The sequence below is a fragment of the Streptomyces sp. NEAU-W12 genome (assembly GCF_026242095.1).
GTDB lineage: Bacteria > Actinomycetota > Actinomycetes > Streptomycetales > Streptomycetaceae > Streptomyces.
This window is the reverse complement of record NZ_JAPJDM010000022.1, coordinates 92,539-116,450: the sequence shown is the minus strand read 5'-3', so window position 1 is coordinate 116,450 and position 23,912 is coordinate 92,539. Positions and strand designations below refer to the sequence as shown.

Genomic DNA, 23,912 nt, shown 5'->3' with positions numbered 1-23,912 from the left:
GACGACGCCCGGCGATCACCCCTAGGGTCACGAGACATGACACAGAGCGTGGTGATCCTTGGCGGTGGAACGGCTGGGTGGATGACCGCCTCCTACCTGCGGGCGGCCTTCGCGGACAGCGTCGACGTCACCGTGGTGGAGTCCCGGCGGATCGGCACCATCGGGGTGGGAGAGGCCACCTTCAGTACGGTCCGCCACTTCTTCGACTATCTCGGTCTCAGCGAGGCCGACTGGATGCCGGAGTGCAACGGCACCTACAAACTGGCGGTGCGCCTGGAGAACTGGCGGGCGCCCGGCACGTACTTCTACCACCCGTTCGAACGGATGCGGGTCGTCGACGGGGTACCGCTCACCGACTGGTGGCAGAAGGTCGGCGAGAGCGACACCTTCGACCGGGACTGCTTCCTCATACCCTGGCTCTGCGACGCCAAGGCGTCCCCCCGGTACCTGGACCACCGGCTCTTCGAGCAGGACTTCGACGAGGACCCCGACCGTCCGCTGTACCGGACCACGCTCGCCGAGCAGAACACCCAGTTCCCCTACGCCTACCACTTCGACGCCTCCCTCCTCGCCGACTTCCTGAGCCGGTACGCCGTCGAACGCGGCGTCCGCCGGATCATCGACGACGTCGTGGACGTACGTCTCGACGAGCAGGGCTGGATCGACCGCCTCGTCACCCGCGAGCACGGCGACCTGACCGCCGACCTCTACGTCGACTGCTCGGGCTTCCGCAGCCGGCTGCTCGGCGACGCCCTCGACGAGCCGTTCATCTCCTTCCAGGACGCGCTGCCCAACGACCGCGCGGTGGCCCTGCGGGTCCCCGTCGACACCGCCGTGGAGGGCATCAGGCCGTGCACCACGGCCACCGCCCAGGACACCGGATGGATCTGGACGATCCCGCTGTACGACCGCATCGGCACCGGATACGTCTACGCGAGCGACTACTGCGAACCCGAGGAGGCCGAGCGCACCCTGCGCGACTTCGTCGGGCCCGCCGCCGCGGACCTGGAGGCCAACCACATCCGGATGCGGATCGGCCGCTCCAACCGGGCCTGGGTGAAGAACTGCGTGGGCATCGGCCTGTCCGCCGGCTTCGTCGAACCGCTGCAGTCGACCGGGATCTTCCTCATCCAGCACGCGATTGAACAACTCGTCAGGTACTTCCCCGGCACCGACCGGGACCCGGTACTGCGCGACACGTACAACCTCAGCACGGCCCGGGCCGTCGAGGGCGTCCGCGAGTTCCTGATCCTGCACTACCGGGGCGCCGCCCGCGTGGACAACGACTACTGGCGCGACGCGAAGAAGCGCGCGGTGCCCGGCGACATGGCCATGCGCCTGGAGCAGTGGCAGAGCAAACTCCCCGACAACGACACCACTTACCCCTATTACCACGCCTTCGAGCCCTACAGCTATGTCTGCATGGCCCTCGGCCTCGGCGGCATCCCGCTGCGCCACCCGCCCGCGCTGGACCTCCTCGACACCCGCGCGGCGCGCACCGAGCTGGCCCGGGTCCGGGAACAGGCGCGGAAACTGGTCGAGACCCTGCCCAGCCAGGTGGAGTACCTCTCGGGGCTGCGCTGATGGCGTACGCCCTCCAGGCCCTGGCGGTGCTGGCCGTGGTGCTCGCCCTGGCCCGGCCGGCCCGCCGGGCGGCGACGCTGGTGCGCCAGCCGCCCGTCATCGGGGAGATCGCCCTCGGCCTGGTCGTCGTCCCCCTCCTGACGGCGGCCGCCGGACCCGATCTCGTCGGGACGCTGCTGCCGCCCCCGGTCACCGACCATCTGCACACCGTCGGCCTGGCCGGTCTCGCGCTGTACCTGACGGGCGTCGGGCACAGTGCGCGGCCGCGCCGCGGCGAGCTGTCGCCGCGCGCGTACGGCCGACTGCTGGCGGGCTCCCTGCTGCCCGGGCTGCTGGCCGGGGCGCTGCTGTCCGTGTGGGTGGTGTGGCGGGACACGCCGGGAGAGCGCGGTACGGCGCCCACCGCGGCGCTGGTGCTGCTGCTCGCCGCCGCCTTCGCCGTCACGGCCGTGCCGGTGCTGGCGCGGATCCTCACCGACCGGGGCATCGAGGACACCACCGAGGGCCGGCTGTCCCTGCTCGTCGCCGTCTCCATCGACGCCCTGACCTGGCTGGTCCTGACCGCGGCGCTGGCCGCCGCGGCGGAGGGCGGCGGGCGGCTCATGCGGGCGCTCGCGGTGATCGCCGGCGGAGTGGTGGCGGCCGTGCTGCTCCGACGGCTGCTCGGCCGGGCGGCCGTCGGCAGGCTGTGCGCCCGGCGGCCGGCCGCCGCCGCGTTCGTGCTGGGCGCGGTCGCCGTCGCGGCGGCCGTGGCCACCGAGCGGGCGGGGCTCACGGCGATCTTCGGAGCCGTACTGGTCGGGCTCGCTGTGCCCCGGGACGGCGAACAAGGGTCGCGGGACGAGGAGTCGGGGCTGCGGGACGGTGAGCCGGGCTCGCGGGACGGTGAGTCGGGGGTGCGGACCAGAGTCGTGCGGGCCGTGGAGCGGTGTGGGCTGTTGTTCGTGCCGGTGTTCTTCGTGACGGCCGGGCTCCAGGTCTCCACCGACGGGCCGGACGGCTTTTCCTGGGCGACCTTCGCCCTGGTGCTGCTGCTCGCCACCGCGGCGAAACTGGGCGGCGGTTACGCTGGCGCACGTCTCGCGCGGCTGCCCGCCGGGACGGCGCTGCGCTTCGGGGTGCTCATGAACACCCGTGGCCTGACGGAGATCGCCGTGCTGCAGGCCGGACTGTCGGCCGCCATCCTCTCTCCCGGGCTCTTCCTCGCCCTGGTGCTGATGGCGCTGGTGACCACGGCCGCCACCGGCCCGCTGCTGTCGCTCACGGACCGCCGCCGCGCGGCCGTCGGAGCACCGGCCCGCCCCACCACCGGCGTACCGGCCCAGCGTGCCACCGGAGCACCGCCCCGTCCCGCGTCCGAGGAGCTGTCCTCATGACGAGGCCCGACACGGCTGCCGCGGCGACCACGGCCCTCGACGCGACGGTTGTGGGCGAGGGCGACTTCAGGGCCCTGATGTCCCTGTTCCCCACCGGTGTCGCGGTGATCGGGGCGATGGACGGTGCCGGCCGGCCCTGGGGCATGACCTGCTCGTCCCTGTGCGCCGTCTCCCTCAGCCCGCCTGTGCTCCTGGTGTGCCTGCGCAGCGGCAGCCCCACGCTGGCCGCGCTGGAGCGCACCGGCGCGTTCAGCGTCAACCTGCTGCACCACTCCGCGCGGGACGTGGCGGAGCTGTTCGCCTCCGGTGACCCGGACCGGTTCCGGCGGACGGCCTGGCATCTGCCCGACGAGATCGCGGCCGGCCCACATCTGCGGGACGCCGCGCACGCCGTGGGCGACTGCCGGGTCGACGGCGTACGGCAGGTCGGGGACCACACCGTCGTCTTCGGCCGGGTGACCCGGGTCAGCGTCGCCGCCGGGCCCGAACGGGTTCCGCTGCTGTACGGGTTGCGCCGCTACGCCGTGTGGCCGACGAGCGGTAGCGTGACGGAGCCCGGCCGGTCCCGGCCGGATCCGGCCGACGAGGAGTGAGATGTCCCAGCCGTCCCAGCAGCCGTCCCAGCCCGTGGAGCCCACCGGTGTCCTGACACCCGAGGAGGTGCTCCGCAAGTCCGGGGTGCCGTTCACGGTCCTCGACCACGTCCCGATCGTGGGACAGGAGGACGCCGAAACCAAACTCGGCCTCTCCACCGAGCAGTTACTGAAGACCATGGTCTTCCGGACGGCCGAAGACGGCTTCGTGCTCGCCGCGCTGCCCGTCACCGGTCGCGTCAACTACGGCAGGCTGGCCCGGGCGGCGGGCGTGTCCCGGTCCAAGCTCCGGCAGGCCGAACCCGGCGAGCTGAGCCTGCTGGGCATGGAACCGGGGGGCGCGAGCCCTGTGTGCGACCTGCCGGACGTCGTGATCGTCTTCGACGCGTCGGTGACGCGCATGGGGACCGTGTACTGCGGCAGCGGACGTGCCGACCGGACCGTGGTGATCGAGGCCGCGCGGTTGATCGAACTGGTGGGGCCGAAGATCGAGGAACTGGCTTCTTAAGAGGAACTGGCTTCTTACAGGGAGAGCTCGTACAGGGAGAGCTTGCACCGCCTCCGTTCCGTTCGGCTCAGCCCTCCTCGTCGAACCGTTCCGGGGTGAACGGCTCGGCGGCGGCCGGGCGGTGGCCGGACATCAGGTACTCCGTGAGCAGCCGGGCGGTGCCGGGGGCCAGCGGCATGCCGTCGATGCCGAAGCCGGTGAGCAGCCACAGCCCCGGCGCCCCGGACGCCGGGCCGACGACGGGCAGGCCGTCGGGGGACATCGGGCGCACCCCCGACCAGGCCGCGCGTACCGGTGTCTTGGCCAGCACCGGGGCGTGCCGGGCGGCCGCCGCCGCGATCAGCGCGACCGCTTCCTCGCCGTCCCGTACGTCGTCGAGTTGCAGCGCCGGGCCGGCGCTGGAACCGAGCACGACCTCCCCACCGGGCAACGGCTGGAGGGAGAAGACCACCCGGGTGGCGGTGGGCGCGGGCGCGGCGACGTCGGCCAGCAGCGGTGGTCCGTTGCGCTTCAGTCCGACCGGGCCGTGCCAGGTGGACTGCATGAGCGTGTGGCGGAACACCGCGCCCGTGACCGGCGCGGTGCGCAGCAGCCAGCCACGGGCCCCGAAGACCGGCACGTCGCTCCCGGCCTGCTGGGCCAGGCTCCGCGACCACGGCCCCGCCGCGAGCACCACCGCGCCCGCCGGCAGCGGACCGTCGTCCGTGACCACGCCGGTGACCCGGTCGCCGTCCGTCGTCAGACCCCGCACCGGTGTGTGCGTGCGGATCTCGGCGCCCGCGCGGGCGGCCCGCCCGGCCAGGGCCGTGGCCGCCAGCACCGGGTGCAGGGCGTGGGCGCCCTCGACGAGGACCGCGCCCGCCAGGTCGGGCGCGAGACCGGGTTCCAGTTCCCGCAGTTCACGGGGGCCGACCTCGTGGGCCGGGAACCCGGCGTCGGACAGGGCGTGGCCGTGGCCGCGGGCCCGGTCCATGCCCTCCTCGTCCGCGGCGACCAGCAGATAGCCGTGCGGACGGAACCGGAAGGGCACCTCGCTCTCCCGCTCGGCCCGCTCGTAGAAGGCGACCGCCTCGCCGAACAGGCCGCCGCAGGCGGGCAACGGGCTCGGCAGCAGACCACCCTGGTTGCGGCCGGTCGCACCGCCGGCCAGCGGACCGCGCTCCAGGAGCAGCACGTTCAGCCCCTGCCCGGCCAGCCGCTCGGCGGCGGCACAGCCCGCTATGCCGCCGCCGACCACGATCACGTCATGCGCCATGTGATCCGCTTCCTTCCAACGGGTGCTCGAACGCGCGGGTGGGGGCGGGCGCCTCGGGGGCGGTACGCCGTACGGAGTCGCGGGCGATGGAGGCGAGGAGCCGGGGGACGGCGCGCTCGATTCCCACGACCCGTCCCGTCCGCAGCGTGTCCGGTTTCTCGGCCCGGCTGGAGGTGCCCGCCGGGTACAGGTCGTTGACCGCCAGGTCCTCCCGTACCGCCCGTATCCGGCGCAGGAGTTGAGCGGCGACCTCGGTGGGCGAACAGGGCGCGCGGAGGGTGAGGAAGTACGTGTCGAACAGGACCGCCCGGACATCGCGCGGCAGGGTACGGCCGTTGCCCGCCGCCGTCTGGAGCAACGAGGGGGCGTCGGGCACCAGCTTCGTGGCGATGCCCTCGTGCACGACTTCGTTGAGCGCGCACTCCTCGAGCAGGGCGTCGGCCCCGTCGGACCAGGCGGCGGGGAGCCTGCCCCGGAGCAGTGCCCGTACGGGGCCGTAGTCGCGGGCCCAGGCGCCGCTGAACGCGGGGTGGTGCAGCGCCATGCTCGGTCTGACGATCCGGTGGTAGACGTCCCGGGTGCACGACGCCGTGTACAGCAGCATCGCCGAGTAGCCGCGCACCAGGCGCGTCACCGCGGCCACCTCGTCCGGCGGCGCCGGGGCGACGGCCTCGGCGGCCCGTCGGCCCAGTTCCCGCCAGAGCAGGAAGGTGAGCTGGTGGCCGGTGATCCACCGGAACCAGAACAACTCCTCCTCGGAGTCCGCTGCCTTCAGGGGCCCGAGGGCGCCCGGGGCACGCGGGGGCTCCGCATCCGGGCCCGCACCCGGGCCGAGAAGCTCCGCGTACCGGCGGGTCAGGTGAGCGTCGTCGCTGCCGCGCACCGGGTCGGGCGGCAGCACCAGGGGTTCGAGCCCGTAGGCGCGGCCGCCGAACTCGGCGACCCCGGCTTCCAGCAGACCGGTGGTCGAGTTGCCGTCCAGCGCGCTCACCGCCCTTCGGCCTCCGCCGGTATGTGGGTGAACTCGTACTCCAGACCGTTGACGTCATAGGCGTAGAAGCTGCTCACCCCGTCGTCGTCCACGACGATGTCCGTCGAGGGCTCGGGACGGGCGAACACATAGCGTCCGGAGTCGTACAGCCGCTGCCAGCGGTCCCGCCACCGCCGCAGTTCCCCGGCGGTGGCGGCGGTCATGCAGACGTGCTGGAACTGGAGCGTGTCCGGATGCGGAGGGGCGTACGCGGCGGAACGGGTGAACACGTGGAACCGGGTGCCGGCGGCCACCACCTCGGTCAGCCGGGTGATGCCGGGCAGCCGGTCGCGGGTCAGGTCGGAGAAGGTGTCGAGGGTCCAGGCGGCGGTGCCGCCGAAGAAGTCGGTGTACCAGGCGACACAGTTGTCGAGGTCGGCCGTTTCGACCGCCAAGTGGTGCAGTCCGGCTCGCAGGGCGTGGCCGGGCGGTGAGGTTTCGTCCGCGGGGAGGGACACGGGTTCGGTCATCCTTTCCGGTGGTGCACAGGGCGCCGGTCCGTTCGGTTCAGCGGGCGATCGCGTACGCCTGTTCGCCGCGCGGTGACGCGGCGGCGAGCAGCAGGCCGTCGTCCGGTTCGACGCCCACGGCGCACACCTTGCCCAGCGACCAGTCGGGGACGGACACGAGCACGTGGCCGTGGCGGGTGAGGTCGGCCGCGACCTCGTCGGAGCGACGGCTCTCGATCCGTACGCCGAGCGGCCGGTGGGTGCGGGGCGTGAACGAGGACGGCACGTGCTCGGAGTGGAGGGCGAGGGTCTCGGTGGCGCGTTGCAGGTCGAGTCCGAAGTCGGCGTGGGCCAGGAAGAAGCCCAGCGTCCACTGGTCCTGCTGGTCCCCGCCCGGCGTGCCGAACGCCAGCCGGGCCCGGCCGCCCTGGACGACGAGGGTGGGGCTCAGTGTCGTCCGGGGCCGCTTGCCCGGTGCCAGGGAGTTGGGGTGGCCCTCCTCCAGCCAGGCCATCTGGCCCCGGGTACCCAGCGGGAAGCCGAGACCCGGGACCACCGGGGAGCTCTTCAGCCAGCCGCCGCTGGGAGTGGCGGCCACCATGTTGCCGTGCCGGTCGGTGACCGTCAGACAGCAGGTGTCGCCGCGGGCCTCGGTCGCCGCCACGACCGGTGGGACGACCGTGGGCAGTCCGTCGTACAACTGCCCCTGCCAGTAAGGTCCGTCGGGCGGCTCCGCCCGGTCCAGCGGCGGGATGTACGGCGGCCGGCCCGCCGGGGCGCCCGGACGCAGGGTGTCGCAGGCGCGGTCGCCGACCAGCCGGCGGCGGTCGTCGGCGTAGGCGTCGGACAGCAGCGCGGCCAGGGGTACGTCCGTGAAGTCCGGGTCGCCGTACCAGGCCTCCCGGTCCGCGTAGGCCAGCTTGGCGCACTCGATCACGGTGTGCAGATGGCCGGCGCTGTCCAGGCCCATCGCCGCGAGGTCGAACCCCTCCAGCAGGGCGAGCTGCTGGAGGAAGACCGGGCCCTGCGACCACGGGCCCGGCTTGTGCACCTCCAGGCCCCGGTAGGCGCGGCTCACCGTGGCCTCCGTCCGCGGTTCCCAGCGGGCCATGTCGTCGCCGGTGAGCAGGCCCCGGTGCCGCCGTCCCGTGGCGTCCAGTACGCCGGTGCCGCGCAGGTGCGCGTCGATGGCCTCGGCGACGAAACCGCCGTAGAACGCCTGGTGGGCGGCGCGTATCTGCTGCTCACGGCCGGGCCCGGCGGCCTCGGCCTCCTTGAGGATCCGCCGGTAGGTCTCGGCCAGCGCCGGGTTGCGCAGCCGGGAACGGGGGCGGGGCGGTGCGCCGTCCACCAGGTACGTGCGGCCGGACTCCGTCCACTCCTCGCGGAACAGTTCCGCGAGGACGGCGATGGCCTCGGCGGCCTTCGGCAGGACCGGGTAGCCGTCCGCCGCGTAGCCGACGGCGTACTGGAGGACCTGCCCGAGGCGCATCGTGCCGTGCTCCTCCAGCAGCTTCAGCCAGGCCCCGAACGCCCCCGGCACGGTGGCCGGGAGCAGCCCGGAGCCGGGGATCCGGGGCAGGCCGAGGGCCCGGAACGCCGCGGGCGTCGCCGCCTGCGGCATCGGGCCCTGTCCGCAGATCACCCGGGCGTGGCCCGCCGCGGCGTCGAAGAAGAGGATCGGCACGTCACCGCCGGGTCCGTTCAGGTGGGGTTCGACGACCTGGAGGACGAAGCCGGTCGCGGCGGCGGCGTCGAAGGCGTTGCCGCCGGCCTCCAGGGTCGCCATGCCCGCCGCCGAGGCCAGCCAGTGCGTCGAGGCCACCGCGCCGAAGGTGCCCCGCAGCTCGGGACGCGTCGTCACCGCGGCCTCTCAGGCCGAGGCGGCGGGCGAGGGGAGGTCGCTCAGGCTCGCCGCGATCTGCTCGTCCGTGACCGTCGGGTTCTCCAGCGTCCCGGCCAGGAAGGAGTCGAAGGCGGCCAGGTCGAAGTTGCCGTGCCCGGAGATGTTGAACAGCACGACCCGCTCCTCACCGGCCTCGCGGGCGGCCAGCGCCTCGACGAGCGCCGCCTTCAGCCCGTGCGACGACTCGGGGGCGATGACGAAGCCCTCGCTGCGGGCGAAGCGCACCGCCGCGTCGAAGACCTCGGTCTGCGGGAAGGCCCGGGCCTCCACCAGCCCCTGGTCCTTCAGCAGGCACAGGCTGGGCGCGTCGCCGTGGTAGCGCAGGCCGCCGGCGTGGATGCGGCCGGGGATGAAGTCGTGGCCGAGGGTGTGCATGTACAGCGGCGGGGTCAGACCGGTGGTGTCCGGGTAGTCGTAGGCCAGCTTGCCGCGGGTGAGGGTGGGGCAGGCGTCGGGCTCGGCGGCGACGAACCGGGTCCGGGGGCGTTCGCCGCTGAGCCGGTCCGCCATGAACGGGTAGGCGAGCCCGGCGTAGTTGGAGCCGCCGCCGACGCAGCCGATCACCACGTCGGGATACTCGCCCATGATCTCCATCTGCTTCTTCGCCTCCAGACCGATCACGCTCTGGTGCAGCAGCACGTTGTTCATGATGGAGCCCAGCGCGAACTTGGTGTCGTCCCGGCTCAGCGCGTCCGCCACGGCCTCGCTGATGGCGATGCCGATGCTGCCGGGCGAGTCCGGGTTCTCGGCCAGGATCTGCCGTCCGGCCTCGGTCCGCTGCGTGGGCGACGCGAAGACCTGGGCGCCCCAGCTCTGCATCAGCGACTTGCGGTAGGGCTTCTGCTCGTAGGACGCGCGGACCATGTAGACGTTCACTTCGAGGCCGAACAGCGCACCGGCGAACGACAGCGCGGAGCCCCACTGGCCCGCCCCGGTCTCCGTCGTCAGCCGGCGCACGCCCTCCTCGGCGGCGTAGTACGCCTGGACGACGGCGGTGTTCGGCTTGTGGGAGCCGGAGGGGGACACGCCCTCGAACTTGAAGTAGATGTGCGCCGGGGTGTCGAGCGCGCGCTCCAGCCGCTCCGCCCGGACCAGCGGGGAGGGCCGCCAGATCTTGTAGACGTCCCGCACCCGCTCCGGGATCTCCACCCAGCGCTCCTCGGTGAACTCGTCCTCGATGACCTTCTGCGGGAGCAGGTCGACCAGATCGCCGGGCTGCAGCGGGGCCATCGTCACCGGGTTGAGCGGGCCGGGGAGGGGGGCGGGCAGATCGGGAATGATGTTGTACCAGCGGTCGGGCAGATCCGTCTCGGAAAGCAGAACTCGCTTCAGCACCGGTGATTCCCTTCGAGAGCCAGGACATTCCTGTGACGGGATCGTAGATGTGGTGAAAGTCGGGCAGCCTCACCTTTTCTGCTTGATTGACACGATGGCGCTCCACAGATCGGACTAGGCCGAAAGGGGCACGACTCCCGCCGGTCGAACGTGCAGACTGACGCGGGTATGTCGCCGGCCCCAGGTGGAGGGAAACGTGACCGCAGCCGACGCGGATGTCGTACGTGAACTGGAGCGGCGCCGTTTCCACGCCATCGTGGAACGGGACTTCGACGGCTTCGCCGAACTCGTTCACCCCGAGCTCTCCTACACGCATTCCAGCGGCACCCTGGATACGCTCGGATCATTTGTCGGGAAATGCGAGAGCGCCTATTTCGTGTACCACCGCATCGAGCACGTCGTCGACAGCGTGACCGTGGCGGGTGACACCGCCGTAGTGGTCGGCGAAATGCGCGTGCATATGACCGCGGGGGGAGTGCGGAGGCGATTGGACAACCGCTCGCTCGGGGTGTGGGCCCGGATCGACGGCACGTGGAAGCTCCTCGCCCACCAGGCCACCGCGAAGGGGTGACACCGGATCGCACTGCCCGCGGTTCTCACGTCCGCGCCTGAGCGCGCACGCGCGCGTGGCGGCCGTCGGCGCGGGCGGCCCGCGCGCGAGGGGGGCCGGCGCGCCCGGGGCCGGCGAGCCGACGGCCGCCGAGTACCCCGTGTCCCCCGTGCCGGGCGAACCGGAGGTCCTCGGCGACGGGGCCACCCGCGGCGGCACCTGCCACCTGGACGTCGTCGACCGCTGGGGCAACATGGTCGCGGCCGTCCCGAGCGGCGGCTGGCTCCAGTCCAACCCGGTCGTGCCCGGACTCGGCTTCCCCCTCGGCACCCGGCTCCAGATGACCTGGCTGGAGGACGGACTGCCCAACACCCTCACGCCGGCCACGAACCACCCTCACCCCGTCCGTCGCCCTGCGCGGCCCGGTGCGCGGCGGGCTCGACCTCCAGGGCGCGATCGACGCCCCGAACTGGCACAACGACAGCTCTCCCGGCTCCTTCCACCCGCGCGGCATGCGTCCCGGCAGCGTCACCGTGGAGTCCCGCACGGACCCGGCGGTGGTGCGGGAGCTGCGGCGCCGGGGGCACACGGTGACGGTCGGCGGGGCGTGGTCGGAGGGCAGGCTGTGCGCGGTCGCGCGGGACCCGGCCACGAGCGTGCTCTCGGCGGCGGCGAACCCGCGCGGCATGCAGGGCTACGCGGTGGGACGCTGACCTCGCTCCGGAGCCCCTTGTTCATGCGGATATCGCCGGGAGTGCACCGGGCGGGCGGGGTTTGTCAGTGGCACGTGGTCTCATGGAGGGCATGATCGAGCACAACGAAACCATCGAAGAGTTTCTCGCCGGACGCGCCGTCGACGTGGAGGAGGCCGTCCGCAAGGCCGCCGCCCAGGAAATCATGCCGCGCTGGCGCCGGCTCGCCGACCACGAGGTCGACCGCAAGACCGGCCCGCACGATCTGGTGACCGACGCCGACCGGCAGGCCGAGCTGTACCTCACCGAGGTGCTGCCCGCCCTGCTGCCCGGCTCGGTCGTGGTGGGCGAGGAAGCGGTGCACGCCAACCCGGCGTCGTACGAGGGGATACGCGGCGAGGCGCCGGTGTGGATCGTCGACCCGGTCGACGGCACCCGGCAGTTCGTGCACGGCGACGCCGGATTCTGCACCCTGGTCGCCCTCGTGCTGGACGGAGTCGTGCACGCCTCCTGGACGTTCGCCCCGGCCCGCGACCAGCTTGCCACGGCCGTACGGGGACAGGGCGCCTTCCTCGACGGCGCACGGCTGCACGCGGGCTCCCCGGAGACCGGACGTGACCTGCGGGTGGCCACGTCCCACCCGGACTTCACGACCGACGACCAGAAGCGCTCCCTGATCGCCCTCGGGACGGACGGCGTGGCCCCGCGCGCCTGCGGCTCGGCCGGACTGGAGTACCTGGCCGTCGCCCGCGGTGAATCCGACGCCACCGCCTTCACCTGGGAAGCGGCCTGGGACCACGCGGCGGGTCTGCTCCTCGTCGAGGAGGCGGGTGGCGCCCACCTGACCCGGGCCGGCGAACCCTTCCGCATCACCGGCGGCAACGACCTCCCCTTCACCGCGGCCCGCGACGAGGCCACGGCCCGCCGGGTGGCGGGACTGCTGTCGGCCGGAGCCTGACCTCCGGGTCCGCCGTGTCGGCACCGGGTGCGGTGCCACCGGGCGGATGCTGCCCGGGGCGGGGCCCAGGGAGCGTTGGTGCCCCGGCATATCCTGATCCCGAGTCTCCCGGTGGCCCCTGATCGCTCTGGTCGCCTCCGGTTGCCGTCGGCCGACGAAGGGGTTCCGAAGGTGGTGTCGATGCTCGATGTGGTCGTGGTGGGCGCGGGGCCGAACGGGCTGACCGCCGCCGTGGAGCTGGCCCGGCGCGGCTTCTCCGTGGCCCTGTTCGAGGCGAAGGACACCGTCGGCGGCGGCGCCCGCACCGAGGAACTGACCCTGCCCGGCTTCCGGCACGACCCGTGCTCCGCGGCCCACCCGCTGGGCGTCAACTCGCCCGCGTTCCGTGCCCTCCCGCTGGAGCGCTACGGTCTCCGGTGGCTGCACGCGGACCTGCCGATGGCCCACCCCTTCCCCGACGGCACGGCGGCCGTGCTGTCCCGGTCGGTCGGCGAGACGGCCGCCAGTTTCGGCCCGCGCGACGCCGGAGCGTACCGCCGCCTGGTCCAGCCCTTCCTGCCCCGGTGGGACACCCTGGTCCGCGACTTCATGTCCCTGCCGCTCACCGCGCTGCCCCGCGACCCGGTCGGCCTGGCCCGCTTCGGCCTCGTCGGACTGCAGCCCTCCACCTGGCTGATGCGCCGCTTCCGCGACGAGCGGGCCAGGGCCCTGTTCGCCGGGCTCGTCGCCCATGTGATGGCGCCCCTCGGCGGCTTCGCCACCGGCGCCGTCGGCCTGGTCTTCGCCCTCGCCGCGCACGCCCGCGGCTGGCCCGTCGCCCGCGGCGGCTCCCAGGCCATCTCGGACGCCCTCGCCGCCTACCTGGTGGACCTCGGCGGCACCGTCCACACCGACTACGACGTCAAGCGCCTCGACGACCTGCCGCCGGCCCGCGCGTACGTCTTCGACACCTCGCCCACCGCCCTCGCCCGCATCGCCGGCCTCGGCAACCACTACGCGAACTACCGCTACGGCCCCGGAGTCTTCAAGATCGACTATGCGCTGGACGGCCCGGTGCCGTGGACCGCGCCCGAGGCCCGCAGGGCCACCACCGTGCAAATCGGCGCGGACAGCGCCGAGATCGGAGCCGCCCTGCGCGCCGCCTCCCGGGAGGGCCGCGCCCCCGACCCGCCGTTCCTCATCACCGTGCAGCCCGGCGTCGCCGACGCCACCCGTGCCCCGGCCGGCAAGCAGGTCTTCTGGGCCTACGGGCACGTCCCGAGCGGCTGGTCCGGCGACCTGACCGACGCCGTGGAACGCCAACTGGAGCGCTTCGCCCCCGGGTTCCGCGACCGCGTCCTGGCACGCGCCACCGCCGGCCCGCCCGAAATCGCCGCCCGCAACGCCAACTACGTCGGAGGCGACATCGGCTCCGGCGCCGCCTCCGGACTCCAGCTCCTGCTGCGGCCCCGCCCGTCCCTGTTCCCCTACGCCACCCCGCACCCGGCCGTGTTCATCTGCTCGTCGGCCACCCCGCCCGGCCCCGGTGTCCACGGCATGTCCGGGCACAACGCGGCGAAGGCCGTCTGGAGGAGGCTGCGGCAGCCATGACCACCCTCACCCTCGCCCAGGGCGACATCACCCGCGAACGCGCCGACGCCATCGTCAACGCGGCCAACTCCTCCCTGCTCGGGGGAGGCGGCGTGGACGGCGCGATCCATCGCCGTGGCGGTCCGGAGGTCCTTCAGGAGTGCCGCCGCCTGCGCGCCTCCCGGTACGGCAAGGGCCTCGCCACCGGCCAGGCCGTCGCCACCACCGCGGGCCGGCTGGACGCCCGCTGGGTGATCCACACCGTCGGCCCCGTCTTCAGTGCGACCGAGGACCGCTCGCACCTGCTGGCGTCCTGCCACCGCGAGGCACTGCGTGTGGCCGACACGCTCGGAGCGCGGACCGTGGCCTTCCCGGCCATTTCCACCGGTGTGTACGGGTGGCCGCTGGAGGACGCCGCACGTGTCGCGGTGGAGGCCGTGCGGGCGGCTGACACGGCTGTCGAGGAGGTCAGGTTCGTTCTCTTCGACGCCCGGGCCCACGAGGTGTTCGCCGCACGGGTCGGCTGACCCCCACCGGCGGGCCAGCGGACGCCGACGACGCTTTCGCCCCCGCCGGGAGGCCCTGCCCGGGAGCGTGGGGGCGACCGGTCGGCGCGCGGCCTCCATGACCCGATCGGCCGACGCCCAGGGCCCGCTTTCCCGGCCGGTACGCTGCGCGAGTTGCCGTACACACCTCGTCACCCCCACCATGGAGGTCTCGTCCGGAGGCCGACTCGTCCGGCCTCGTCGCCGGGGACGGAAGGGGCGCCGTACATGACCAGGTACTTCGAGAACGGCACCGGTGAACTCGTCCCCGACGCGCTGGCCGGATTCGCCCGCGCTCACCAGGACCTCGTGGACTACGACCTCACGGACGGATACGTCACCGCCCGGCACCCCGCGCCGGCACGGACCGTGGGGCTCCTCTCGGGCGGCGGTTCGGGACACGAACCCCTGCACGCCGGATACGTCGGTGCGGGCATGCTCGACGCCGCCTGCCCCGGGAGGGTCTTCGCCTCTCCGCACAACCGGCAGATCTTCCGGGCCTCCCGCGCGGTGGCAGGACCGGACGGCGTACTGCACATCGTGAAGAACTACACGGGCGACCGGATCAACTTCGGTATCGCGGCCGAGCGGCTCGCCGACGCGGGGATCGCCTGCGGGAGGGTTCTCGTCGACGACGACCTCGCCTCCGACTCCGAGGCCATCGCCGCCGGGCGCCGTGGCACGGGCGCCACGGTCCTGGTGGAGAAGGTCCTGGGCGGCGCCGCGGACACCGGAATGGGACTCGACGCCCTGGTGGACCTCGGCACCTCCGTGGCAGGCCGGTGCCGGACGCTTGCCGTCGCCTCCGCCGCTCACCACGCACCGGTCACCGGTGAGCCGGCCTTCGAGCTGCCGGCCGGCGAACTGGAGTACGGCGTCGGTATCCATGGGGAACGCGCCGACCACACCCGGAGCCAGAAACAGGTCGGCGTGCTGGTGGAGGACATGACGGGGGTGCTGCTGGACGCGCTGCGCCCCGGCCCCGACGATCCGGTCGTAGCCCTGGTCAACGGCCTGGGCTCGGTCACGTCGCTCGAGCTGTACGGCATCTTCGGTGAGCTGGGCCGCGTCCTCGACGCCCGGCGGGTCAGGCTCGCCCGGCACCTCGTCGGCGACTACGTCACGGCACTCGACATGCGGGGCTTCTCCCTTACCCTCATGGTCGCCGACCACGCGGTGCTGGACTTCTACGACGCGCCGGTCCACACCCCGCAGTGGCGGTGGTGAGTGGCCGGTGGCCGAGGGGCCCGGCTCCCGACGGCCCGTGACAGGAGCAGGAGGACGGCATCATGACGACCACCGCTTTCGACACCACACAGACCCGTGACTGGATGCGTCGCTTCGCCGAATCGGTGTACGCCACCGAGGCCGAGCTGACCGAACTGGACCAGAAGGTGGGGGACGGCGACTTCGGGACCAATCTCGCCGCGGGGGTCCGGGCCGCCGGGCTGCTGCTCGACCGGACCGGAGGTCCGGCCGACTCCGCGAAGGAGCTGGGAGCCATGGCCACCGCCTTCCTCGACGAGATCGGTGGTACCAGCGGCCCTCTGTTCGGTCTGTTGTTCCAGGCGTTGAGCAGGGCCGCCGCCGATTCCGCCGCCGATCCCGGCGGCGGGTTGACCACGGGTGCGCTCGCCGAGGGCACCGCCCAGGGCCTGGCCGCCATCCGCCGTGTGGGAGATGCCGTGCCCGGGGACAAGACACTGGTCGATGCGCTGACCCCGGCCGCCGCCGCGTTGCGGGCGGCGGAAGGCACTCCGCCGGCTGCGGCTCTGGCCGCGGCAGCGGACGGCGCATGGCAGGGAGTGCGGGACACCGCGTCCCTGACGGCGCGCAGGGGCCGGGCGAGCTACTTGGGTGACCGGGTGACAGGCATCCCGGACCCCGGAGCGGTGGGCGTCGCCCTGTTCTTCGCCGCCGCCGCCGCGACCGTGCACACCCTGGCGCCTCATCTCTCCACCGGCTGAACGCCGCCCCCCCCCCGCCCGGGCCGGCGCCCTCTACGCGCCGATCCGGCTGTGGACCCACGACAGCAGTTCACCGTCGGCGAGGCTCGTGACCCACAGGTCTGCCTTCTCCGCTTCCGGCCCCGGCGGGCACGGCCCTAGACCGAGGACGCGCAGTCCCGCCCGGCGGGCGGACTCCATGCCGGTCAACGAGTCCTCCACGGCCAGCGCCTCCTCGGGCGGCACGCCGCAGAGCCGGGCGGCCACCTGGTAGACGTCGGGCTCCGGCTTCGGCCGTACGTTCTCGCCGGCGACCACGACGTGGCCGAAGCAGCTGAGAAGCCCGGCCCGGTCCAGACACGACTCCACCACCTCGCGGGGGCAGTTGCTCGCCACGGCGAGGGGGAGGTGGCGGGCGGCCAGCCGGACCAGGGCGGCGGCGCCCGGCATGGTGACGGGGTCCTGGTCGACGAGCGTGGTGAAGGTGTCGAGGAGTGTGCTGGTCAGGTCCTCCACGAGGTCCGGTTTCCCGGTCTCCTCGGCCATGAGCGCGCCGCACTCGGTGTAGTGCATGCCCTTCGCCCGGTCGGCGAACCCGGCAGGCGGTTTGAGGCTGAACGCCCGGAAGGTGATGCTCCGGGCCTCCTGCCAGTGTTGTTCCGTGTCCATCAGGGTGCCGTCGCAGTCGAAGACGATGGCGGCGGGGGACCAGGAAAGGATGCGATGAGCTGTCATGCAACTGCCGTTCTCCAAGGCCGCGCCGACCGGTTCGGTGCCGGGGCGCAGGTGGGTGTCGGGAGGTGAGCGATCCGCTCGTGGACACGAGCGGTGGTGGGGGTGCCGTACGGCTGCCGCGGTCGTGCGAGCGTGACGGAGCGCGCGGTGACGGACGCGGATCGTCGTTCTCGGGCGAACCCCAAAAACATCGTGGTCATTACGTTAATTTCGCTTCTGCGATTTCCGCAATCACCAATTCGAGTGCATGAGAATGTCCCGGCTGAGGGGTGCCGGCCCCTCGTGTGCGGGGTGGAGAAAGAAGTCGGAGCGCTTGGAGGGCGGTCGACGTGCCTGGTGAAAGCTGTTCCCGGGGTGCCGTGACGTCGGCCGGTGTGCGGCTTCCGTGCTCAGCTGAAACGATTCTGTTCAGCGGGGCGGACTCGGTTTGCGTTGCGGTCCGTTCCCACGCATGGCCGAAGAATAATAAGATCTTCGCGCGCTGCGTATGTGCCTCTACGAGTGGTGCCCGACTTTTCCCGTCTTGACGTTGGCGCGTTTGAGCGAAGGTGGAACTGGAGTGCAGGACAGGGCGCGTGCGACCCGTAAAGTGCTGTTGGAGTCGGCAGCACATCTATTCGTCGAACGGGGATATGCGGGAACAAGTGTCAATGACATAAGTGATCACTCGGGAAGAACCAGTGGGGCGATCTATTTCCATTACTCCAGCAAGGAGAAGCTGGCGCTGGCCGTGGTCCGCGAGCGGTTCGCCACCTGGCCGCAGCTCGACGCCGTCTACGCCGGGCCCGGCGTTCCTCCGCTGGAGAAGCTGGTCGGTCTCAGCTTCCGGGTCGCGCAGTCCCTCAGCGAGGACGTCGTCGCGCGTGCCGGTGCACGGCTGTGGGCGGAACGCCACACCATCGAGGCCGACGTGCCCACGCCGTTCGACGCCTGGTCGGTGGCCGCCACCCGGCTTCTCGCGCAGGCCCGCACCAGGGGTGAACTCGCGGAGGGGGTCGAGCCGTCGGCCGCGGCCGTGACGCTCGTGTGCGCGTTCTTCGGGCTCTGCACCCTGACCGACGAGATGCCGGGCGGGCGGAACTGGAGGGAGCGGCTCGACCAGTGGTGGATGCTGGCGCTGCGGTTCCTGCAGGCGGATCCCGACCCGGCCGCTCTGCTCGCCCGGGCACGGGCGGCGATGCCCGCGCAGGGGGAGGGCCCCGCTCCGTGCCCTGCCTGACGGAGTCGAACCGCTCGGCTCCGTAGGCCGGAATTCCGCGCCGTGGCCACGGGGCGGGCCCACGCGACCGTGGCCCGCTCCGCCGGCTTTCCTCCGCCGGCGGTCGCGGTCTGCGGTCCCCGCGCCCGCTGTTCACGGGCGGCACGCCCACAGCGGGATGTGAGCCCGGCCCGGCCCGGGCGGTGCGCGGCGAGCGGCGCCCGCGGGGCCGGCCCGGTCACTCGGCCGCGTCGGTGATCCCGAGCCGCAGATGCTCCACGTGGTACACGGCCTGGTCCAGCAGCTCGGCGACATGGTGGTCGTGCAGCGCGTACACCACGGAACGGCCCCGGCGTTCGCCCACCACCAGGCCCAGGTTGCGCAGCAGCCGCAGCTGGTGCGAGCAGGCCGACTGCTCCATGCCCACCTCCGCCGCCAACTCCGTGGCCGGCAGAGGCCCTTCGCGCAGCCGGGCGAGGATCAGCAGCCGGGACGGGGTGGACAGGGCCTGGAGCGTGGTGGCGACCTTCGCGGCATTGTCCGCGTCGAGGCGGACACGCTCGGCGTCGTCCTGCGCGGGGATGACGGCTCCATGACCCATACGGGCATCCTACCCACCGGTCACGAACGGCCGAATGAATGAACAGATGAATCATTCTTCATGTGTTCCTGTATGGTGGCGGCCGTGTCCACGACTCTCGCTCCCGCACCCCTGCCGTCCACCGAGGTCCCGGCGGGGCGCCGCCGCACCCGCGTGCTCGCCCTCCCGGAGGCGCGATGGGCGCTCGCCTCGCTCGTCGCCTTCCTGGCCGGTCTCGCACTGGACCTCGGCGGGGCGCCGGGCTGGGCGAGCGGTGTCCCCTTCGCGCTCGCCTACGTGTGCGGAGGCTGGGAACCGGCCCTCGAAGGGCTCCGCGCGCTGCGCGGGAAGACCCTCGACGTCGACCTCCTGATGATCGTCGCCGCGCTCGGCGCCGCCGCCATCGGCCAGGTGCTCGACGGCGCCCTGCTCATCGTCATCTTCGCCACCTCCGGCGCCCTGGAAGCCCTGGCCACCGCCCGCACCGCCGACTCCGTACGCGGACTGCTCGACCTCGCGCCCACCACGGCGACCCGGCTGACCGGCACCGGCGAGGAGTCCGTGCCCACCGCCGAGCTCGCCCTCGGCGACGTCCTGCTGGTCCGCCCCGGTGAGCGCATCGGCGCCGACGGCACCGTCCTGGACGGCGTCAGCGAGGCCGACCAGGCCACCATCACCGGCGAGTCGCTGCCGGTCGTCAAACGCCCCGGCGACGAGGTCTTCGCCGGCACCCTCAACGGCACCGGCGCCCTGCGGGTGCGGGTCGGACGCGACCCGGCCGACTCGGTGATCGCCCGCATCGTCGCCCTGGTCGAGGAGGCGTCCCGGACCAAGGCGCCCACCCAGCTGTTCATCGAGAAGATCGAGCAGCGGTACGCGGTCGGCGTGGTGGTGGCCACCCTCGCGGTGTTCGGCATCCCGCTCGCCTTCGGCGAGAACCTCACCGACGCCCTGCTGCGGGCGATGACCTTCATGATCGTCGCCTCGCCCTGCGCGATCGTGCTCGCCACGATGCCGCCCCTGCTGTCCGCCATCGCCAACGCCGGACGGCACGGCGTCCTGGTCAAGTCGGCCGTCGCGATGGAACGCCTCGGCGAGATCGACACGACGGCCCTCGACAAGACCGGCACCCTCACCGAAGGCACCCCCGAGGTGACCGCCGTACGTCCGCTGCCCGGCTCCGGCCTCGACGAGGACGCCCTGGTCGCCCTGACCGCTTCCGCCGAACACGCCAGCGAGCACCCGCTGGCCCGCGCCGTGGTGGCCGCCGCCCGCGCCCGCGCCCTGCCCCTCACCCCCGCCACGGACTTCTCGGCCACCCCCGGCCGGGGCGTCACCGCCACCGTCGCCGGGCACGTCGTGACCGTCGGCCGCGCGGAAGCGGCAGCCGGGGCGGACCGCAGGGCCGACGAGGCGGACGAACGGCCGCTCGGCCCTGACGGCGGTGAGACCCTCGTCCACGTCACCCGCGACGGTGTGCCCGTCGGCACCCTCGCCCTCACCGACCGCCTCCGCCCCGGTGCCCCCGGGGCGACCGCCGGGCTGACCGACCTCACCGGCACCGCGCCCGTCCTGCTGACCGGTGACAACGCGCGCGCCGCCGCCCGGGTGGCCGACGCCACCGGCCTCACGGACGTCCGTGCCGGCCTCCTGCCCGAGGACAAGGCGCATGCCGTGAGGGACCTCCAGGACGCCGGCCGCAAGGTCCTGTTCGTCGGTGACGGTGTCAACGACGCGCCCGCCCTCGCCGCCGCCCACGCGGGCATCGCCATGGGCCGCGCGGGCTCCGACCTGGCCCTGGAGACCGCGGACGCCGTCGTCGTACGGGACGAACTCGCCACCGTGCCCGCGGTCGTACGGCTGTCGCGGACCGCCCGCCGGCTGGTCGTGCAGAACCTCGTCGTCGCCGGCACGGCCATCACCGTCCTGGTCCTGTGGGACCTGATCGGTCACCTTCCGCTCCCGCTCGGCGTCGCCGGCCACGAGGGCTCGACCGTCCTGGTCGGCCTCAACGGGCTGCGGCTGCTGCGCGAGTCGGCGTGGCGGACCGGGGCGGCGCAGGCCGGCTGAGGTTCATGTCGGATTCCCGCGAGACCGGGCCCGGCCCGTGCCCGATGCTGGACCCATGCAGAAGGGGATGCACACCGACACCGAACGCTGCGTCCGCGCCGTCCGGTCCAAGGACGCGCGGTTCGACGGCTGGTTCTTCACCGCGGTCCTGACCACCGGCATCTACTGCAGGCCCAGCTGCCCGGTGGTACCGCCCAAGCCCGAGAACATGGTCTTCCACCCGAGCGCGGCGGCCTGCCAGCAGGCGGGGTTCCGGGCCTGCAAGCGGTGTCGTCCCGACACCAGCCCCGGCTCACCGGAGTGGAACCAGCGGGCCGACGCCGTGGCCCGTGCCATGCGGCTGATCGCCGACGGGACCGTGGACCGGGAGGGCGTGCCCGGGCTCGCCGCCCGGCTCGGCTACAGCACCCGGCAGGTCGAACGCCAACTGCTCGCCGAGCTGGGCGCCGGGCCCCTCGCCCTCGCGCGGGCCCAGCGCGCGCAGACGGCGCGGCTGCTCATCGAGACGACGACCCTGCCGATGGCGGAGATCGCCTTCGCCGCAGGCTTCTCCTCCGTCCGCACCTTCAACGACACCGTGCGCGAGGTCTTCGCCCTCGCCCCGAGCGACCTGCGCGCCCGCGCGCCGAAGCGGACGCCCGGCCCTGCCGCGGCCCCCGGCACCCCCGCCGCTCTGTCGCTGCGCCTGCCGTTCCGGGCCCCGCTCACCCCCGACAACCTCTTCGGTCACCTCGCCGCCACCGCCGTACCCGGTGTGGAGGAGTGGCGGGACGGCGCCTACCGGCGCACCCTGCGGCTGCCGCACGGGCACGGCTTCGTGGCCCTGGCCCCGCGGCCCGACCACATCGCCTGCCGCCTCACCCTCACCGACCCGCGCGACCTCACCGTCGCCATCAGCCGCTGCCGCCGCCTCCTCGACCTGGACGCCGACCCGGTGGCCGTCGACGACCGGCTGCGCACCGACCCGGTTCTCGCCCCCCTCGTGGACAAAGCACCCGGACGCCGGGTCCCACGCGCGGTCGACGAGGCGGAGTTCGCCGTCCGGGCCGTGCTCGGACAGCAGGTCTCCACCGCGGCCGCCCGCACCCACGCGGCCCGCCTGGTCACCGCGTACGGCGAACCGGTGGACGACCCGGACCCGGAGGGCGGACTCACCCACCTCTTCCCGTCCCCCGGGGCCCTCGCGGACCTGGACCCCGGGACCCTGGCCCTGCCCCGCGCCCGCCGCGCCACCTTCGCGACCCTGGTGCGCGTACTCGTGGACGGCAGTCTGCGCCTGGGCGTCGGGAGCGACTGGTCCGAGGCCCGTGCGAAACTCCTCGCCCTCCCGGGCTTCGGGCCCTGGACCGCCGACGTCATCGCCATGCGCGCCCTCGGTGACCCCGACGCCTTCCTCCCCACCGACCTCGGCATCCGCCGTGCCGCCCGGGAACTCGGCCTGCCCTCCACCCCCGCCGCGCTCACCGCGCACGCGGCGGCCTGGCGGCCCTGGCGGGCGTACGCGGTGCAGTACCTGTGGGCGACGGACAGCCACCCGATCAACCTCCTGCCGACATGAGGACGTATGAAGCAGCACACCGTGATCGACAGCCCGTACGGCCCGCTGACGCTCGTCGCCGACGACGGCGGCGTCCTGTGCGGCCTCTACATGACCGGCCAGCGCCACCGCCCCGCGGAGGAGACCTTCGGCGACCGCGTCGACGGCGCGAGGGCCTTCGCCGAGGCCGGGGAACAACTGGAGGCCTACTTCGCGGGCGGGCTGAGGGAGTTCACCCTGGAACTGCGCCCGCACGGCACCCCGTTCCAGCGCCGGGTCTGGGACCTGCTGGCGGGCATCCCCTACGGCGAGACCCGCACCTACGGTGAACTCGCCGAGGACCTCGGCAACCCGAAGGCGTCCAGGGCCGTCGGACTGGCCAACGGCCGCAACCCGATCGGCATCGTCATCCCCTGCCACCGGGTCGTCGGCGCGAGCGGCGGCCTCACCGGATACGGGGGCGGCCTGCAGCGCAAGCAGCGACTGCTGGAGCTCGAGCGGGGCCCGGGCCTGTTCCAGCAGCCACCGCTCCCCGGCTCCGTCGGGAACCCCCGCACCGGCGGGACACGGACGACGGGGGCCGCCCGGGAGTGAAGGCGCCCCCGCCGCGGTCCGCACGTCGCGGGACCCCTGCCGTCCCCGAGCAGCGTCTCGGGGGCGAACACGGCGCTCGGCGCGGCCAGGACGAGGACCGGCTCCGGGCCGGTGGCCGCGGTCCGGTAGGGAGCGGAGGGCACCGGGATCGAGCCGCGTGGCCGAACCGTTCGTACACCAACCGGTGGTGCCTGCGTTCAGACCCCGTGTCGTCCGCCACGGAAGGCCTGACGGAAGACACAGTCGTGGTGTCACCGGGTGCCCGTCGCGGCACCCGGCGGACTCCCGGAGTCCGTCGAATCCCGGTCGGGCCGGCCTCGGCCGGCCTCAGTACGCTCGACGCCCCTCCTCCAGCTCCGCGGTGCCCGAACCGTCGGCGAGGACGTCCAGGGCGGCCAGCACACGGCGCCCGAGGGGAGCGGAGAGACAGTCGGTCAGCTCCTCGCGCGGCACGAGCCGCCAGGACAGCAGTTCGGATTCCTGGAGGCGGATCGCCGCGAGGTCTTCCGCGCCGAGCACTCCGCCGTCGTACAGGTACGCCACCACCGGCGGCCGCCCGGGTCCGCGCGCCCAGTCCACGACGAGCAGCCGTCCGAGCTCACGGTCCAGCCCGATCTCCTCGGCCGTCTCGCGCCGCGCCCCCTGCCGGGGGGTCTCGCCCTCGTCCGACTCGATCGTGCCGCCGGGCAGCGCCCACCCCTCACGGTAGTTCGGCTCGACGAGCAGCACGCGGCCCTCGCCGTCCCGGAAGAGGGCGCCGGCGCCGGCGAGGACCCGGGGGAGCGAGGCGATATAGGTGGCGTAGTCCTGAACGTCCTGTGCGATGGTCATGCGGGAAGGGTAGTGGCGGCGAACGGCCCCCACCGCGGCCGGAAGCCCGGCCGGCCAGGGCGCACGGCAGC

At 73.3% G+C, this 23,912-nt stretch carries 22 protein-coding genes and 1 pseudogene; 15 read left to right on the top strand and 8 right to left on the bottom strand.

The features are described from left to right. Window positions 1–36: 36 nt before the first annotated feature. The 4 genes from ORI94_RS25945 to ORI94_RS25930 are packed head-to-tail and all read left to right on the top strand — an operon-like array spanning window position 37 to window position 4,061. On the top strand, window positions 37–1,584 hold the full coding sequence (locus ORI94_RS25945) for a tryptophan halogenase family protein (RefSeq protein WP_266079880.1): 1,548 nt from the start codon (window positions 37–39) through the stop codon (window positions 1,582–1,584). Next, complete coding sequence (locus ORI94_RS25940; RefSeq protein ID WP_266079878.1) at window positions 1,584–2,960, top strand: cation:proton antiporter; 1,377 nt, start codon at window positions 1,584–1,586, stop codon at window positions 2,958–2,960. The genes ORI94_RS25945 and ORI94_RS25940 overlap by 1 nt, the downstream gene beginning before the upstream one ends. Continuing rightward, on the top strand, window positions 2,957–3,553 hold the full coding sequence (locus ORI94_RS25935; protein WP_266079876.1) for a flavin reductase family protein: 597 nt from the start codon (window positions 2,957–2,959) through the stop codon (window positions 3,551–3,553). Before ORI94_RS25940 ends, ORI94_RS25935 begins: the two co-directional genes overlap by 4 nt. Window position 3,554: 1 nt before the next feature. Next, entirely contained in the window at window positions 3,555–4,061 is a 507-nt protein-coding gene (locus ORI94_RS25930) for an aminoacyl-tRNA deacylase (protein ID WP_266079874.1), read from the top strand. A 67-nt stretch (window positions 4,062–4,128) separates the two neighbouring features. On the opposite strand, the gene ORI94_RS25925 is transcribed toward ORI94_RS25930, so the two are convergent. From ORI94_RS25925 to ORI94_RS25905, 5 genes are read right to left on the bottom strand one after another with little or no spacing between them, the layout of a single operon-like run. Beyond that, window positions 4,129–5,316, bottom strand: a complete 1,188-nt coding sequence (locus ORI94_RS25925) for an NAD(P)/FAD-dependent oxidoreductase (protein ID WP_266079872.1) — start codon at window positions 5,314–5,316, stop codon at window positions 4,129–4,131. Then, window positions 5,306–6,307, bottom strand: a complete 1,002-nt coding sequence (locus ORI94_RS25920; RefSeq protein ID WP_266079870.1) for an L-tyrosine 3-hydroxylase — start codon at window positions 6,305–6,307, stop codon at window positions 5,306–5,308. Before ORI94_RS25920 ends, ORI94_RS25925 begins: the two co-directional genes overlap by 11 nt. Further along, on the bottom strand, window positions 6,304–6,804 hold the full coding sequence (locus ORI94_RS25915; RefSeq protein WP_266079867.1) for a VOC family protein: 501 nt from the start codon (window positions 6,802–6,804) through the stop codon (window positions 6,304–6,306). Before ORI94_RS25915 ends, ORI94_RS25920 begins: the two co-directional genes overlap by 4 nt. Window positions 6,805–6,853: 49 nt before the next feature. After that, the gene (locus ORI94_RS25910) at window positions 6,854–8,659 is read right to left on the bottom strand and encodes a gamma-glutamyltransferase family protein (RefSeq protein ID WP_266079865.1); all 1,806 of its coding nucleotides are present in this window, start codon (window positions 8,657–8,659) and stop codon (window positions 6,854–6,856) included. 9 nt (window positions 8,660–8,668) lie between these two features. Further along, window positions 8,669–10,036 carry a TrpB-like pyridoxal phosphate-dependent enzyme gene (locus tag ORI94_RS25905; protein WP_266079863.1) on the bottom strand — a complete coding sequence of 456 codons (1,368 nt, stop codon included), beginning with the start codon at window positions 10,034–10,036 and terminating at the stop codon, window positions 8,669–8,671. A 196-nt stretch (window positions 10,037–10,232) separates the two neighbouring features. On the opposite strand from ORI94_RS25905, the gene ORI94_RS25900 reads away from it, so the two are divergent. The 7 genes and pseudogenes from ORI94_RS25900 to dhaL all read left to right on the top strand — a co-directional run bounded on the left by ORI94_RS25900 (window position 10,233) and on the right by dhaL (window position 16,317). Continuing rightward, the gene (locus tag ORI94_RS25900; RefSeq protein ID WP_266079861.1) at window positions 10,233–10,607 is read left to right on the top strand and encodes a nuclear transport factor 2 family protein; all 375 of its coding nucleotides are present in this window, start codon (window positions 10,233–10,235) and stop codon (window positions 10,605–10,607) included. A 31-nt stretch (window positions 10,608–10,638) separates the two neighbouring features. After that, window positions 10,639–11,299, top strand: a pseudogene (locus tag ORI94_RS25895) (gamma-glutamyltransferase); the annotation flags it as partial. A 91-nt stretch (window positions 11,300–11,390) separates the two neighbouring features. Further along, on the top strand, window positions 11,391–12,236 hold the full coding sequence (locus ORI94_RS25890) for an inositol monophosphatase family protein (RefSeq protein ID WP_266079859.1): 846 nt from the start codon (window positions 11,391–11,393) through the stop codon (window positions 12,234–12,236). Window positions 12,237–12,416: 180 nt separating this feature from the next. Then, window positions 12,417–13,826 (top strand): phytoene desaturase family protein, encoded by a 1,410-nt coding sequence (locus ORI94_RS25885; RefSeq protein WP_266079857.1) that lies wholly within the window; start codon window positions 12,417–12,419, stop codon window positions 13,824–13,826. Beyond that, on the top strand, window positions 13,823–14,332 hold the full coding sequence (locus tag ORI94_RS25880) for an O-acetyl-ADP-ribose deacetylase (RefSeq protein ID WP_266079855.1): 510 nt from the start codon (window positions 13,823–13,825) through the stop codon (window positions 14,330–14,332). The genes ORI94_RS25885 and ORI94_RS25880 overlap by 4 nt, the downstream gene beginning before the upstream one ends. Before the next feature lie 246 nt (window positions 14,333–14,578). After that, the gene (locus tag ORI94_RS25875; RefSeq protein WP_266079853.1) at window positions 14,579–15,577 is read left to right on the top strand and encodes a dihydroxyacetone kinase subunit DhaK; all 999 of its coding nucleotides are present in this window, start codon (window positions 14,579–14,581) and stop codon (window positions 15,575–15,577) included. Between the two features lie 62 nt (window positions 15,578–15,639). Further along, window positions 15,640–16,317 (top strand): dihydroxyacetone kinase subunit DhaL, encoded by a 678-nt coding sequence (dhaL, locus tag ORI94_RS25870; protein ID WP_266079851.1) that lies wholly within the window; start codon window positions 15,640–15,642, stop codon window positions 16,315–16,317. A gap of 33 nt (window positions 16,318–16,350) precedes the next feature. On the opposite strand, the gene ORI94_RS25865 is transcribed toward dhaL, so the two are convergent. Next, window positions 16,351–17,031, bottom strand: a complete 681-nt coding sequence (locus tag ORI94_RS25865; RefSeq protein WP_266079849.1) for an HAD family hydrolase — start codon at window positions 17,029–17,031, stop codon at window positions 16,351–16,353. 559 nt (window positions 17,032–17,590) lie between these two features. On the opposite strand from ORI94_RS25865, the gene ORI94_RS25860 reads away from it, so the two are divergent. Continuing rightward, window positions 17,591–18,250 (top strand): ScbR family autoregulator-binding transcription factor, encoded by a 660-nt coding sequence (locus ORI94_RS25860; RefSeq protein ID WP_266079847.1) that lies wholly within the window; start codon window positions 17,591–17,593, stop codon window positions 18,248–18,250. A 217-nt stretch (window positions 18,251–18,467) separates the two neighbouring features. Here the strand turns inward: ORI94_RS25860 and ORI94_RS25855 are convergent, their stop codons facing one another. After that, window positions 18,468–18,830, bottom strand: coding sequence for an ArsR/SmtB family transcription factor (locus ORI94_RS25855; protein WP_042164551.1), 363 nt, complete (start codon window positions 18,828–18,830; stop codon window positions 18,468–18,470). A gap of 72 nt (window positions 18,831–18,902) precedes the next feature. Between ORI94_RS25855 and ORI94_RS25850 the strand changes: the two genes are divergently transcribed. Genes ORI94_RS25850 through ORI94_RS25840 form a run of 3 tightly spaced genes read left to right on the top strand, consistent with a single transcriptional unit; the run spans window position 18,903 to window position 23,010 of the window. After that, on the top strand, window positions 18,903–20,879 hold the full coding sequence (locus tag ORI94_RS25850; protein WP_266079995.1) for a heavy metal translocating P-type ATPase: 1,977 nt from the start codon (window positions 18,903–18,905) through the stop codon (window positions 20,877–20,879). 55 nt (window positions 20,880–20,934) lie between these two features. Then, the gene (locus tag ORI94_RS25845; protein WP_323056090.1) at window positions 20,935–22,437 is read left to right on the top strand and encodes an AlkA N-terminal domain-containing protein; all 1,503 of its coding nucleotides are present in this window, start codon (window positions 20,935–20,937) and stop codon (window positions 22,435–22,437) included. 6 nt (window positions 22,438–22,443) lie between these two features. Next, window positions 22,444–23,010 carry a methylated-DNA--[protein]-cysteine S-methyltransferase gene (locus ORI94_RS25840; protein ID WP_266079844.1) on the top strand — a complete coding sequence of 189 codons (567 nt, stop codon included), beginning with the start codon at window positions 22,444–22,446 and terminating at the stop codon, window positions 23,008–23,010. A 327-nt stretch (window positions 23,011–23,337) separates the two neighbouring features. On the opposite strand, the gene ORI94_RS25835 is transcribed toward ORI94_RS25840, so the two are convergent. After that, entirely contained in the window at window positions 23,338–23,841 is a 504-nt protein-coding gene (locus ORI94_RS25835) for an NUDIX domain-containing protein (RefSeq protein WP_266079842.1), read from the bottom strand. Window positions 23,842–23,912: the final 71 nt, after the last annotated feature.